Raw genomic sequence first — 14,988 nt, forward strand, 5'->3', positions numbered from 1 at the left:
TATCAAAAAAAGCTGTCACTAGAACTAGTGACAGCTTTTTTTTTATCGAACCTGTTTAAACTTTTATTTCTCAGGTAGAATTAGGTGGATTTTGTCATGGCTCCGGCCACCCGGCCCGAGGAACGACAAAATCCACTTATTATCAACTCATTTATGAAAGTTTAAACAGCTTCATCGTTAACCTGATAAGCAACCACCAAGGTAGATAACCGCGAAATTCAGGCCGTAAATGTGCTCAGTTTGTGAAGAGCCTGACCTGTTTGGGCCTATTTTTACGGTATGAAACAAGTCTTATTTCTGATTCTACTTTTATCGGGATTCAGTGCGACGTCTCAGGTGCTGCGAAAGAGAGCTATCAAATTAATGGGGAGCCGGTTTGATATTACCATTGTAGCTACTGACTCCCTGTCAGCCGAACATAGTATTGATCTGGTCATTGCTGAAGTGGCAAGAATAGAGAATTTGATCTCCGACTGGAAAGCTGATTCACAAATATCCCAGGTTAACAAAAATGCCGGGATTGCACCGGTCCGGGTCGACCCCGAAGTAGTTGCCCTAACGGAACGGGCGCTCCATTTGTCCAGAATTACGAACGGCGCTTTCGACATCAGTTTTGCCGCAATGGACCGAATCTGGAAATTCGACGGCTCGATGACCGAAATGCCCAGCCCGGAAATGGTGAAGAAGTCGGTTGAGAAAGTAGGCTATCAACATATCGTTCTTGATCGGGCGAAATCCACTATTTTCCTGACGCGCAAAGGCATGAAAATTGGCTTTGGGGCGCTGGGGGAGGGGTATGCCACCGACCGCTGCCGCGATATGATGCTGGCCAGGGGAATTAAAGCGGGGATTGTCAATGGGTCCGGCGATATGAGCACGTGGGGCAAACAACCCGATGGGAGCAACTGGGCAATTGGCATTACCAACCCGCTGCAAAATGATACGGTTTTTGCGGTTTTGCCCATCCGACAGAGCGCCGTCGTGACCTCGGGGAGTTACGAAAAGTTTGTCGTGTTCAACGGTAAACGATATGCGCATATCATCAATCCCGGCACGGGTTATCCGGCAACGGGCGTGAGCAGCGTAACCGTCTTTGGTCCGAGTGCCGAGACCGCTAATGGATTCAGTACCTCGCTGATGGTATTGGGCAAAGAGGCCGGGTTGAAACTAATCAGGAAATATCCCAACTACAGCTATATCCTGATTACCGACGAGGGACAGATTTTTTCTTCCCGCAGTCTGGGGCTGAACAAGGATCACCTGTAACACTACTCGTTCATGATCACGGCAACAGGTGTTGTAGCCGGTGATAGTAGATTACGAGAAAAGCTAATGATCTCAATAACAATCCATTAGTATCTGGCCGTGCGATTGATAAACGCTTACGGGCTTGTTCAGTTTTGACTGGCAGATTGTTTCGAGCAGCTCAATAACATCCTTTTGCATAGCCAGCGAGCCACAAATCATGAGTACACCCTTCATCAGCAACGTATTCGCAATGAAGTCGGCGTGGCGGGCGAGCAGGTCGCTAACATAGTGTTTTTCACCCTCCCTCGAATAAGCTATATGCAGCTTCGTAAGCTTTTGAGCCGACTGGCTCTCGTCCAGAAAGTCTCTGTAGACTTCGAGCGATGCGCTTTGCCGAAAACCGCAGTATAAATGGCAAGGGACCTGCTGCTTATTCTGGCTGATCATGCCCAGAAATGGAGCGATACCGGTGCCATTGGCGATCATCACAACAACGGGCGCTTTGTCCGGAAAATGAAAATGATCGTTGTTGACAATCCGGGCGCGAATTGTTTCGCCGGGAGTCAGTTCATGTAAAAAGCCGGACCCAATTCCGCCCGGATGCAGCCGGACACTTAGCTGAATCTCTTTTTCCATGACGCCAATGGAATACAGCCGTTCGCGGTGGTCATTGGCAGGGTAAATGGCCAGCAAATCGCCCGACTTAACGCGTCGATGTCGGGCCCGCATCCGAATCAGGAACGTCCCGTCAGGCTGCGCGGTGCGCGTGTTATTGATCACGGTTAGCTTGTCCAGTCGGGTTTCCGGTACTACTAAAAGTTCAGATGAGACGGGCATTGGCCGGTTGGCCTGCTGTGCCCAGGCTTCGGCCCATAAGCCAAAGTCGGCTGGCGAGCGGTCATTGACCGTATGGATGTCGATCAGCGGAATGGCCCATGATTGCTGCGCCAGTACCTGATTGGTCTCAAACGCAAACTGGCAGAAATCGGGGTAGGCATGCGAACCAAAGCCAAGTACAGAATAGCGGACAGCCTGCGTTTGTGGGTATGTTTCTAGCAGTTTTACAAACCTGGTCGCATTGGTAGGAGCCTCACCAAGCCCATACGTAGCGGTCAGCACAATCAGGTGTTCGGCTTGGGGGAAAACGGTATAGTTATTACACTCGGTCAAAAAGGATTTCTCTCCCTGTTTGAGCAACTGTTGATGAATGATCTGCGCAAACCGAAACGTGCTGCCGTTCTCCGACCCAACCAGGATAATGAACCGGCTCTCGCTGGCTTTGTACTTGTTTTTTACACGGTTAGCCCGTCGTTTCCACGTAATGGCAAAACCGGAATAGATAAAAAAGAGGATGTTTCCTGAAGCTACCGCCAGGATGAGTGCCCAAAGAACGCTTGCCCGTCCGGTATGCAGATCAAGGCTTAAATTGGTGAGTAAGACAGCGGTTGGGTATTTGGTTTCGCTGAGAATGTCGCCCGTTAGCTGATTGACCGTCAATTCGCGGTCTTTGAGTTTCAGAATGTAGTACTCCTCGGGGTCTTCAGAAAAGGGGAATTCAATGCTTTGTACCGCTGCGAGCCGTGTATTTTGGAACACGGCAAAGTCGGCCAACGTCCGCTGTGGTTTTGACCGAATGGCGTCGAGGTCGATTTTTGGCGCAACATTCTCCTGACCAACCAGACCGAATCTGGCCAACGAAAGGTAGGTTCCCGACAATGCAATGACGAAGATAGGAATCAGCGACAGCCGCCCCAGCACGACATGGTAATACTGGGCAAAGTTGTCCCGAACGATCCGGGTAAAGAACCGCTTCACTCCCCGCTGACGCTGGATAATCAGCATGGTTCCGGAAACGGTGATCAGCAACAGCAAAAAGGCGGTCAGGCCAATGAAAAACCGGCCAGCTTCGTGCAGAAACAGCGAGCGATGCAACGCGGTGACCCACTGGAAAAATTCACTTTGCGGGCTGGGAATACCCAAAATCCTGCCTGTCTGCGGATCGACATAGGCGGTCAGATTTTTTCCGTCCGCATCACTCGCCTTGATTTGTACGAACTGGTTGGCGTCAACACTCAGCTCGCTGATTTCCGAGTAGCTTTTCTTGAGAACGGGCAGTGCCTGCGCCAGCGTAACCTGAGCAACGGCATCGGCTCGATAGGGCTTGATTTGCTGCAAAACGGGTTCGAAGGCCAGAATGATACCCGTAATCGAAGCCAGAGTTAATAAAAGAAAAGAAGATACAGCCAGGGCTAAGTGGCTGTATCTCCAGACAGAAATGGTCATAAATCCGGCCGCTGTTTATTGGAGCAACGTGGTTGGCTCAACGTGGTTGGCACAACGCTGTTGCTAGAGTTGGTTGGGGCTGAAACGTACGTAGCGAATGAAGCCCGTGCCCTCGTTTTTGGCAGAAAGTGCTTCTGTCGTCAGCGGAATTTCGATATCTTTTGTGTGATCTTCTTTATCCTCCACGGCACTCTCGAACCGAATTTTGTAGTCCTTGTTGAGTTTCGAATTATCGATTTCCAGCATGATAACGCTACGATCTCCGCCAGCCACCGATGCCCCGGAGATGGCGCTGATGTTGGCAGTTTTTTTGCCCAGTGCCTTGTACCATCCCTTCACATCCGGGTACCATTTTTTATCGGAGCCGAGCACATACAGCGTTTTTTCGTAAGCCCCTTTCCCGTTCATAAGCGAAACGGCGATATACGCTTTTTCGCCCATGTAGTTGGTCATCTGGATCATGCACTTGTATTGGGAAGTGCCGGCTTGTTGAGCAAACAACGCCGATGATCCGGCAAGCGTCAGGGCCAGGGCCAACACGCCAATTTTATGCAAACGAGACATACTATTTCAGAAAATTAACGGATATATTGTTTTTAGACAGCGATTCATTTTCACTGGCCAGATCAAAAGCGGTTTCTTTAAAATTGGTGGAAATGTCCTTCTTGGCACCAATCGACAACAGGTATTTCAGCAGCGTATCATCCTTCGATATCATGGCCGCTTTGTGCAAAGCCGTAATACCGTCCTTGTTGCGGGCGTTCACGTCGATCTGGAGCGGTTCCAGCCGTTTCAACAGCGACAGGTCGTTTTTGGCAACGGCCAGATGATAGAGCGTGTTGCCGTTCTTTTGTGGGGCTTTCATATCAATTCCTTTGCCCTGAAGCAGAGCCAGTTTCGCGGTAAAGTCGTCGGTTTTAGGGCCACTTTCAGGCCGTTGTCCACCTTCCGGACGAGGGCCGCCTTCCTGCTGAGGTCCGTTGCCTGATTTGACAGATTGGATCAGGTAAGCGGCCAGGTTGTCGCCGTCTTTATCTGTCACAGTAACGTCGGCTCCTTTGGCTATCAGAAAGTTCACTACGTCGGCCGAATTACCCCGGATGGCCATGGCCAGCGCTGTCGTGCCTTTCTGGTTGGCCTGATTGATATTTTTTACCTTCGGCATCAGCATTTCCAGCACCGCGACATCCCGGTTGGCTGCGGCTGCATTCATGAACACCGTATTGCCTTCTTCGTCGGCCTGATTGACATCAACACCTTTATCCAGAAAATGCTGGATAAGTTCAGCCTGTTTGGGTCTGCGGACGATGGCGTGCAGCACATTTTCACCAGCCTTGTTCGTTGCGGTGGGTTTGATATTGAGGCTTTCCAGATACTGGAACACCTCTATTGGGGCAGCACCCCGGCGGCCTCCCTGACTGGCCATGATCAGCGCATTGTCGTTGGCTGGAACTCCTCGTTGTTGCACTGCTTTCAGAATGTCGATATTACCCCCTCTGGCTGCATAACTGAATGCATTGTTACCGGCGGCATCCGTACTTTTCAGACTTAACCCTTTCGAGACAAAATAATCGGTCAGTTTGAGATCCTTATCGTTGGCAATGGCCACTAGCAGGGCATTTGCGCCGTCGTGATTCAGGTCTTTTTTCAGATCGGCACCGTGCGCCAGGCAGTGGTCATAAACGTTTGTGTTTGCCTGTCCGCCAGCTGCCGCAAAATTTAACGGCGTCATGCCGTGGCTGTCTTCAACACTGGCTTTCGCGCCTTTGGCAAACAGGGCTTTCATAATTTCCACATTGCCCCGGTTGGCCGCCCAGTGCAGATACGTGCGGCTATCGTGGGTCACCTTGTTCACATCATTGCCCGGCTGCGACAGCAGGTAGCTGATCGTTTCATTAGGTGCCTGCGCATTAATGGCCATAACGACGGGATCAAAACTCATCGGATTGAGCTGTGATGGGTTGTTCCCTTTCTCGACCTCTGCCTTAACCTGGCCTACATCTGGCTTGCTTTGCCAGAAAGACTGTTCCAGCAATACGTTTTTCTGGGCCTGGGCAGAGATCGAAATACCGACCAGGAGGGCAATGAGTAATGGTTTCATTCGGAGAATACTGAAGTTGAAAGGCTGAAACAAGGCGTTCAATCACGAAGGAGATTTAAACGGGCCGCAAGTTAATAAGATTCAGTCTAAATAATAATTGTGCATAGCCATTAAATTTGACAGCGCTTTATGTAAAAAGGGATAGACCGCAGATCCATATGATTCTTATGATTTCAACAATACGAATCATCGTTAATCATAGAAATCATACGGATCTGCGGTCTATCCCTTTTTATTAAAACCGATAGGATAAGGTCGTGACAAACTGCCGGGGTGGAATTGGCATGATGCTATACCGGTCGTGAATCAGGTAATTCAACGTGTTGGTGATATTCGATAATTTGGCCAAGATCGAAATCTTCCGGTACGTGTAGCCAGCCGACAAGTCGAAGGTTGTGAAGCCCGTCAACGGAATCAGGCGGCTAAAGGCTGGCGTTTGCGCATAGGTATTGTTGTTTCCACCGTAGCGGGCACCTGTGTAAAAGGCCGATGCCCCAAGTTTCAACCCGCGCAGTTGAGGCAGATCAAACGTATAGAAAATAGTCGCATTGGCCGTGTGAGCCGGATTGTTGGTCAATCGTTCGCCTTCAATGGGCGATCCTTTGACCAGCGATGTTTTCGTGTACCGCATGTAATTGTAGCCATAGCCGGTGATGAAGAAGAAATTCCTGGACAGATTTCCTGTCAAATCGACTTCCAGACCGTCACTGGTCGTCTGCCCCGTGAACTCCTTCACGTTGGCATCGGCGTTGGCTGTGCCATCGGCCTTAAGCGGTGCCATCTGGGCAAAATTGCTGTTCACAATGTGATATACACCAACGTTGGCCATAATTCGACCGTTAAACAATTCGTTTTTTACGCCCACTTCAAACTGATCGACAATGGATGGCTTTAAAATTTGCCCGTAAATATCGACACCTGTGTTGATGGTGAAGTTGTTCGAGTAACTACCGAAAAACGACGTGTTTTTCGTTGGTTGATACATCAACGCCACTTTAGGCGATAAAGCCGCGTCTGTTTTGGTCTCGGCCGCGCCCCGTGTTTCGACCTGGGTCCGCAAATTCAGAATGGTTGTCTGCACTGTTTTCTGCTGCGACCACCGGACACCCGCCAGAATTTTAATTTTATTCGAAAGGCTGATCAAATCCTGTGCGTAGAAACCCAGCCGTTTGGAAGGCGACATAGTCCGGGTGATTGCGTTGGCATCGGGAATGTCGGTACGGGCTTCGTAGAGGCTTGGGTTCAAGATGTTGATGATATCGTAGTTCGTTTTACCGGCTCCGTAATTGACTGTGAACGCTGTACTCTTGCTTACGATACCAACCAAATCACTGCCTACCAGAAGCTGATGCCCGATAGCGCCGGTGGTGAAGCGCCCATTAAGATTTACCTGTCCTGTGTAATCGGCCTCGCTGGTCATGGTCCGGCTAAGCGTCCGGGTCCAGTCGCCTGTGGCCGACACGGTATTATTGGGAACTCCGGAACCATAGGCACTTACGTCGGTTCCCTGCACTGAGGCAATGGCGGTTAGTTTCCAGTTGTTGTTAAACGCATGGTCAATGTTTGTCGATAATGACGTCTGTTTTACGTTATTATAAGCCCAGGGCGTGTTGATAAACCGCGACCGGGGAACATCGGGAATAATGGCATCCTGGTTTAGATTCAGCGAACCAATGCCGTTATCGGGGGTGAAATTTGATTTCAAATAATCGCCCTGAAGCAGAATGGTGGTTTTCTGACCCAATTTATAGAGCAGGGACGGATTGACGTAAACCCGGTTTGTTTTGACAACATCGCGGTAGCTATTCGCCTTCTCATAGGTACCGACAACCCGAAACGCCAGATTTTTTGCCAGTGGACCATATAAGTCAACAATGGGTTTAATGAGGCCGTAGCTGCCAACCCGCATCGACACTTCGCCCCCGCGTTCAAACTTTGGTTTCTTCGTAACCATGTTGATAATCAGACCACCCGACACGTTGCCATACAACAGGGCCGAACTGCCTTTCAGCACTTCAACCGACTCCAGCGTACTGGCTTCGGGAAAGCCCATTGTGTTGGAAACAACCCCGTTTTTGAAGATACTACCGCCTGCACCCGCAATGCCGATGCTGTAACCCCGCGCCGAAAACGTTTCGGCAACACCACCCCGTTGCTGGGTGAGTGACACACCACTTACGTTTTTGAGAACATCGCCCAGGCGGGAAGCCTGCTGATTTGTAATGATCACGCTGCTCACCACACCCGTCATTTGGGGGAGGTCTAGCGGAGCAATCGAAGCCTTGCCCAGAGTAACGGCTTTATTATTTCCGATTACCTCCACTTCATTGATCTGGGCCGTGCTTTCTGCAAGGGCAAAATCAGTTTGGGTCGTCTGACCGGCTTGCACCGTAATGGTCTTCTCCTGAGTCTGGAGACCCACAAACGTAACCTGGAGCGTGTAGGTGCCGGGGTTAATTCCTTTCAACAGGTAGGTCCCGTCTTCGGCTGTAACAGTTCCTTTCCGGACTTCCTTCAAATTGACATTAACGAATGAAGCGGAATTACCATCGCTGGTTTTTACAGTACCGCTAATCACACCCTGTGTTTGAGCCAGCGTCTTTCCACTGGTGAGCAACATAAAAAGGCTTAACCACCAGATAGAGATAAAATATATATCCTTCATTTTATTTAGATTAATTCTAATTTGATGCAAATTTGTGGCTTGAATGGCTAGGGTAGGTAGCGTAATCGGGAGCATTCCTATTGAAATCGGGCTTATATGGAAATATTTATAAAATTTAAAGATTCTGATATATTGTTGCGCCGGGAAGAATTGACTGGGAATGACAGGCAAACGGAATCCTTTCTGGAGCGGCAAGTCAGGATTCAGCATGACCTCATGGGTTGTATCACCGACACCCAGATTTCAACGGGTAATTTTCTTATATCCCACTGTAGTTTTCAGCTCACCCAACCCGTGCAGTTGATCAAGAAAGTAGAAGAAGACAGTATTCAGCTTGACTTTGCCTTGAAGGGTGATAGTCAGGTTCAGTTGGCCGGGAGGTTGACCCGCCAGCATTTTTCTACTGGTCAGCATAATATCAGTTACCTGCCCCCGTCGAAAAGCGTGTATGAGTATGGTATGTCTACGCAGCCATTGGATTATACTAAAATCCTGATTCCCAAATCCGTTTACTTTCGTTTGGTACCCATTGACAGTGACCTGCATTGTGGGCTTGTTACCAGGTTTGCCCAGCATAAAGCCGCCTACCTTAACGTCGAAAACCTCTGCATTACACCAGCTATGGACTGGCTGATACGGGATATGCGTGCCAGCCAGCGAACGGGCACGTTGAAACGTTTATTCCTCGAATCCAAACTGTTGGAACTCCTCATGCTCCAACTGGAGCAAATGCAGGGTACCAAACTCGTTGGCTTCTCGTCGAAAAAAGAGGATATCCGTAAAATACAGGAAGCGCGCGAAGTGCTGGACAGTAGCTATCCCGGCTCTCCAACGATTGTTGAGTTAGCCAAACTTGTTGGCCTGAATGAATTTAATTTAAAAAGAGGGTTCAAACAGCAGTTTGGAACGACCATTCTGGGCTATATAACTCAACGGCGGATGGAGGAAGCAAAGCGTTTTTTGCTGGAGGGGGAGAAAACCATCAGTGAGATTTCATATTGGGTAGGCTATAAAAATCCAGCTCACTTTACCGTGGCGTTCAAGCATTACTTCGGCATGCTTCCAAGTGCCATTCGTGCAGACCAATCTGGCTAGTGTATGGATTGGGTTGAAAGCTGCTCGGTCACCGAAGATGGCAATCTGCCTGATTCATGAATGTGCCGAAGAGCGAAACGCCACCGGTGTCTGGCCAGTCTTCTGTTTGAAGAGTCGGCTAAAGTATTGCGGGTACTCGAAGCCAAGCTGAAAAGCCGTTTCATTGATCGACAGGGAGGTTGTAAGCAGGAGCCGTTTCGCCTTTTCAATTAAGGCCTGGTGGATATGCTGCTGGGTGTTTTGACCCGTTAGTATCCGTAGCATATCGCTCAGGTAGGCCGGTGACACGTTAAGCGCATCGGCGAAAAATTGTACCGATGGTAAAGGGAGTTCCGCATCCTGTGCGAAGTAGCCCGTTAATTCAGTCTCGAACCGGCTCAACAACGAACTGTCGTCGCGGTCGTGTTCAACGGCACTCCGGGTAACAAACTGCCGGTTATAAAAGCGGTCGGCGTAGGTTAACAGCAGATCGATCTGCCCGGCAAATACGTCCTGGCTGAAGGCATCTATAGGCCGTTCACATTCTGCCCGCAGGTTATCGAGTAACCGGTCGAGTACCGTTTCCTCCATGTCCGACAGGTGGAGGGCTTCATGGACAGCATAGGCGAAAAAGCCGTAGTTGCCGATTTTTTTGCCCAACGGGTGTTTCCTCAGCAAGTCCGGGTGAAAGACCAGCATCCACCCTGTTACCTGGCTTGTATCCAGCGATTCATCGACGAAGAATACCTGGCCGGGGGTCGAAAATCCCATGACACCCTCACTGAAGTCGTAGGGCCGATGGCCGTAATAAAGCAATCCTTTCAGATTTCGCTTCAAAAAAACGGTATATAGCTGGGGCACAATCGGCTTGTTCACGAAATGCCCGGTATTCGCCAGGGCCTGGCGATTGGCCGCTCCCAGGTCAATAAGGGTAAGCAATGGGTGCGCTGGTGCGGGGAGACCGTAAAATCGGGTGTACTCCGTAACGGTGTGCAGCGTCTGAATGTCTTTCGGCATGCTTTTTTGACTACAGTAAACCGATGTATTAACACACAGGCCGGATTGTTGATTAACTCGTTCGAATTAAACTGACAGGCTGGCCCGTGTGTTACTTGGTTAGCTAAAAACCGGATAGGCATCTCCTGCTACGCTGCCCACGGGCAGAATCGAATCGAGAGCAGCAAGCTCCGAGGGGCTTAGCAGGATATTGGCGGCTGCCACGTTCGCGTCTAAATAGGTCCGGCGTTTTGTGCCGGGTATGGCAACTACGCCCTGCGCAAGTACCCAGGCCAAAGCCAGTTGCGAGGCCGTAACCCCTTTGGCTTCAGCCATCGTTTTGAGTTTTTGTACTAACTCCAGATTCTTGTAAAAATTGTCGCCCTGATAGCGGGGAAACATACGGCGCGAATCGGTAGGCTCAAAATCGTCTGGCGATTTGATGGCCCCCGACAGAAAGCCCCGACCTAAAGGCGAGTAGCCTACAAAGCCGATGCCCAGCTCCCGTGTCGTTTCCAGTACGCCCGTTATTTCCACCCCCCGATCGAAGAGCGAATACTCACTCTCGATGGCCGTAATGGGATGCACAGCGTGCGCCCGCCGAATGATATCGGGAGACACTTCCGACAAGCCCAGATACCGAACCTTGCCTTCTTTGACCAGGTCGGCCATAGCCCCAACCGTATCTTCGATGGGCGTATTCGGGTCTAACCGGTGTAGATAATAGAGATCGATGTAATCCGTTTTGAGGTTCGTCAACGATCGCTCAATTGATTTACGAACGTAAGCGGGCTGTCCGTTGTAGGCGAAGGTAATCGTGCCCGCATCGTTAATCTCGAACCCGAACTTGGACGCAATCGTAACCTGATCACGCATACCAGCAATCGCTTTGCCAACCATTTGCTCGTTGGTAAATGGCCCGTAAAGGTCGGCCGTATCGAGCATCGTCACACCGAGTTCGAGCGCCCGGTGAATGGTGGCAATGCTTTCTGTTTCGTCGGGTGTTCCGTAAACGGTGCCGCCGGGAAAATCGGTCATTCCCATACATCCCAATCCCTCAACCGATACATTCAACCCCTGGCTACCCAGTTCTACTTTTTTTAACCTGTCCATATTGTGCTGTTAGTTAGCCTGTTTTGCAAGACAAAGGTCAGGCTAAGGGGCTCCCCGGCCGCTAAACGAATCGGAGTTTCTGCAACACAAAACGAAGCGGCAGCCTGTCGATTAGTAACAGGCTGCGTTTGCTGCCCTTGAACAGAATCCTGCCTCGCTCAACGGATTTTGGTTATCTTCTAGTAACAGACTTTCGGCTGGTGCAATGGTTAATGAACCATCACTGCTTCGGCGTTGAAAGTCCGACATCGGGAAGCGTAATTTTATCGAGCTGTGCCTGACGACACTGGGTATTGAACCGGCTAATATCCGTTTGAATCAGCATGTTCATGTCTGTTTTCAGGGGTTGCCAGATCGCGTTCAATTCGGATAGACGCTCTTGCTGGCCATCTGTAACAGTTGGCGTGTTTACATCAAGTTCACCTTTCAGGAAGATGTAGTCGGCACTTAATTTGTTCTCGAAATTAATAACATCGTCGTTTGATTTAGACTTCGGCTGTATAACTTTTTCTTCCCAAAGCTTGATCTTTTTTGCCAGGGCGCGGCCCGAATCGGCTACGGCTTTGAGGTTGGGTTTGTCGTCGATAAGATCGACCAGATCGTTGATTTGTTTCTGCGCTTTACGCATCCGATTAACGCCCAGATGAATTTCCTTCACGCCCTCTTCAATACCCATGAGCGTTTTCTGCTGCTGCTCATATTCGGTCGCTGGCGTGTTGATTCGCGGATCGGGCAGAATATTGAATGCTACCTGTTTCTCCTGTTTTCCTGATTTTACCCTGGCCTGATATCGTCCGGGAGCGAGCTTGCGGCCACTGTAATTGCCCTCAATGAATACGTTTTCGATAGCAGGTAATGTCTCGGCCCGCATGTCCCACACAAACCGATTCAGGCCCGGTCGTACGGTTAGCGTTGGCTCTGGCGATGGCCCACCGGGAAACTGAACAAATTTCTTGTCTTTCTTGCTGCTGAATGTGCGAACGGTGGCTCCCTGATCCGTTTTGATTTCCATTGTCAGGGTAGCACTGGTATCAACTTTGGCCGGTAATTGATAGTACATGACGACGCCCGTAGACGGGTTGGTGCCCGCAAAGCCAGTGCGGCCGGGGCTGCTTCCTGCGTCTTCATCATCTTCTTCTTCAACAACTTTATCCAGCGCACTTCCCCCCGACACGCGGTAGGCATCTTCGGGTTTATAGACAAACAGGCTGTCTTTACTCAGTTTCTCGTTGTATTGCCGAACCGGGCCCAGATCGTCCAGAATCCAGAATGACCGACCCGCCGTTGCCGCAATTAAATCGCCCTGATGAACTTTCAGGTCGGTAACGGGACTGACGGGCAGGTTGAGTTGCCAGGGACGCCACGTTGCTCCGTCATTGTAGGATATATACATCCCGGTTTCTGTACCGGCATACAGCAATCCTTTGCGTTCGGGGTCTTCCCGAACTGTTCGCGTAAAGGCCCCGTAAGGAATGCCCTTGATTATTTTCGTCCAGGTTTTGCCATAGTCAGTCGTTTTGTAGATGGCAGGGGCGAAGTCGTTGACTTTATAACGGGTTGTAGCAATGTAGGCGGTTGCTTTATCATGGGGCGATACCTCGATGCAATTGATCAGAGTCTCTTCCAGACCAGCGGGCGTTACGTTAGTCCAGGTCTTGCCGCCATCGCGGGTGAGCTGAACCAGCCCGTCGTCGCTGCCGGTCCAGAGAGTGCCTTTTTCGGATGGTGATTCCAGCACGTAGGTAATGGTTGCGTAGTTTTCACCACCGGCACCTTCGTTGGTGTAGGGCGCACCACCCCACCCAAGTTTGGTGGAGTCGTGGCGTGTCAGATCGGGCGAAACCGTTGTCCAGCTTTTACCCAGATCGGTCGTCTTAAAGAGCTTATTCCCCGCATGGTAAAAGGCATTGGGTTCGTGTTTCGACCAGATAATAGGCGCATTCCAGTTAAAGCGGTATTTCATTGTTTTGGCCTGCAATGCCTGGTACTGAATGGGCGATACCATGATGGGTTTGCCTTCGTGGGTTTGCTGGTCGAGTACTTCGATAGTGCCCTGATAACTGCCGCCCAGTACGTAGCGTGGGTCGTCGGGATTGAACGCCAGAAACGCACTTTCGCCACCCGCCGATGCGAACCAGTCTTTGTCGGTTATGCCGCTACCAGCCGTGGTTCGACTGGCAATCATTACAGATGTGTTGTCCTGCTGGCCACCATAGACATTGTACGGGAATCGATTGTCGGCATTGACCCGGTAAAATTGTGCCGTGGGCTGGTTGTTCTCCGACGACCACGATTTGCCGCCATTGAACGAAACCGCACTTCCTCCGTCGTTACTGAGAAACAGGTTCTTGTTGTTTTTAGGATTGATCCACAGGTGGTGGTTGTCGCCATGAGAACCCGGTATTGTGCTGAAGGTCTTGCCCCCATCAATGGATTTAAGCACCGATGTGTTGAGAACATATACCGTATTTTCGTCGACCGGATCGGCAAAAATTTCGATGTAATACCATGCCCGTTGTATGGTGCGGTGATCTTTACTGACCCGATTCCAGCTTTTGCCCGCATCCTCGGATAAGAAAACGCCCCCTTTTTCAGCTTTTGTGTCCGACTCGATAACGGCATAGACCCGGTTCGGATTTGCTTTGGATACCGAAATGCCCATTTTACCCAGCTCTTTCGGTAATCCCTTTTCCAGCTTCGTCCAGGTTTCACCCGCGTCCGTCGATTTATAAAGGCCGCTGCCTTTACCGCCACTTTGCACCTGCCAGGGCAGCCGTCGGTAATCCCACATCGACGCATAGAGAATACGTGGATTGGTCATGTCCATACTCAGGTCATTGCAGCCCGTAGTTGAATCGACGAACAGCACCTTTTTCCAGGTTTTACCCCCGTCTAAAGTTTTGTAAATACCCCGTTCCGCCGATGATCCGTGCAAAGCCCCCTGCGCAGCCACGAATGCCACATCGGGATTTTGCGGATGGACCCGAACGGCAGCAATATGACGGGTGAGGTCGAGGCCAAGGTGCTGCCAGGTTTTACCCGCGTCGGTCGATTTATACACCCCATTTCCATAGGAGGTCATGACCCCACGGGGAGCGTGCTCGCCCATGCCGACATAAACAACAGCCGGATCAGACTCGCAAATGCCGATTGCCCCTACCGACGAGGTTTTCATCTGCCCATCAGAAACATTCTTCCAGGTCATGCCTGCATCCTCCGTTTTCCAGACGCCCCCACCAACAGTACCCATATAATAGAGTTGCGGATCGCTGGTCACGCCCGACCCGGCCACCGAACGGCCACCCCGGAAGGGCCCGATATTCCGCCACTTGACGGGCTTGAAATACGGGTCATTTGTGAGGCCGGAATCTGCTACAGCTACAGCAGTTGTGGCTTTCTTTGCTGCTTTCGGCTTTTGAGCCAGCAACGGGCTTGTGAATGTGATGGAAAGGAGGAAAAATAGAATCTTTTGCATGGCGGCTGATTGGCAGAATTATCGTCAACCAAG

9 protein-coding genes are annotated in these 14,988 nt (G+C 50.5%); 2 read left to right on the forward strand and 7 right to left on the reverse strand.

The features are described 5' to 3' along the window. Positions 1-279 precede the first annotated feature (279 nt). Complete coding sequence (locus CWM47_RS18365) at positions 280-1,266, forward strand: FAD:protein FMN transferase (RefSeq protein WP_100989684.1); 987 nt, start codon at positions 280-282, stop codon at positions 1,264-1,266. A 72-nt stretch (positions 1,267-1,338) separates the two neighbouring features. On the opposite strand, the gene CWM47_RS18370 is transcribed toward CWM47_RS18365, so the two are convergent. The 4 genes from CWM47_RS18370 to CWM47_RS18385 form a co-directional block, all read right to left on the reverse strand. Continuing rightward, positions 1,339-3,531 (reverse strand): PepSY domain-containing protein, encoded by a 2,193-nt coding sequence (locus CWM47_RS18370; protein WP_100989685.1) that lies wholly within the window; start codon positions 3,529-3,531, stop codon positions 1,339-1,341. 63 nt (positions 3,532-3,594) lie between these two features. Then, a complete protein-coding gene (locus CWM47_RS18375) occupies positions 3,595-4,095 on the reverse strand; it encodes a DUF2271 domain-containing protein (RefSeq protein ID WP_100989686.1) in 501 nt (166 codons plus the stop codon). 1 nt (position 4,096) lies between these two features. Continuing rightward, a complete protein-coding gene (locus CWM47_RS18380; RefSeq protein ID WP_100993936.1) occupies positions 4,097-5,632 on the reverse strand; it encodes an ankyrin repeat domain-containing protein in 1,536 nt (511 codons plus the stop codon). 235 nt (positions 5,633-5,867) lie between these two features. Continuing rightward, a complete protein-coding gene (locus CWM47_RS18385) occupies positions 5,868-8,297 on the reverse strand; it encodes a TonB-dependent receptor (RefSeq protein WP_100989687.1) in 2,430 nt (809 codons plus the stop codon). Between the two features lie 96 nt (positions 8,298-8,393). On the opposite strand from CWM47_RS18385, the gene CWM47_RS18390 reads away from it, so the two are divergent. Next, positions 8,394-9,392 (forward strand): helix-turn-helix transcriptional regulator, encoded by a 999-nt coding sequence (locus CWM47_RS18390; RefSeq protein WP_100989688.1) that lies wholly within the window; start codon positions 8,394-8,396, stop codon positions 9,390-9,392. 54 nt (positions 9,393-9,446) lie between these two features. On the opposite strand, the gene CWM47_RS18395 is transcribed toward CWM47_RS18390, so the two are convergent. The 3 genes from CWM47_RS18395 to CWM47_RS18405 form a co-directional block, all read right to left on the reverse strand. Then, positions 9,447-10,388 (reverse strand): helix-turn-helix domain-containing protein, encoded by a 942-nt coding sequence (locus CWM47_RS18395; protein ID WP_100989689.1) that lies wholly within the window; start codon positions 10,386-10,388, stop codon positions 9,447-9,449. A gap of 99 nt (positions 10,389-10,487) precedes the next feature. Beyond that, on the reverse strand, positions 10,488-11,480 hold the full coding sequence (locus CWM47_RS18400) for an aldo/keto reductase (RefSeq protein WP_100989690.1): 993 nt from the start codon (positions 11,478-11,480) through the stop codon (positions 10,488-10,490). 220 nt (positions 11,481-11,700) lie between these two features. Continuing rightward, positions 11,701-14,955, reverse strand: coding sequence for a WD40/YVTN/BNR-like repeat-containing protein (locus CWM47_RS18405; protein ID WP_100989691.1), 3,255 nt, complete (start codon positions 14,953-14,955; stop codon positions 11,701-11,703). Positions 14,956-14,988 lie beyond the last annotated feature (33 nt).

Source organism: Spirosoma pollinicola (assembly GCF_002831565.1).
Classification (GTDB): domain Bacteria; phylum Bacteroidota; class Bacteroidia; order Cytophagales; family Spirosomataceae; genus Spirosoma; species Spirosoma pollinicola.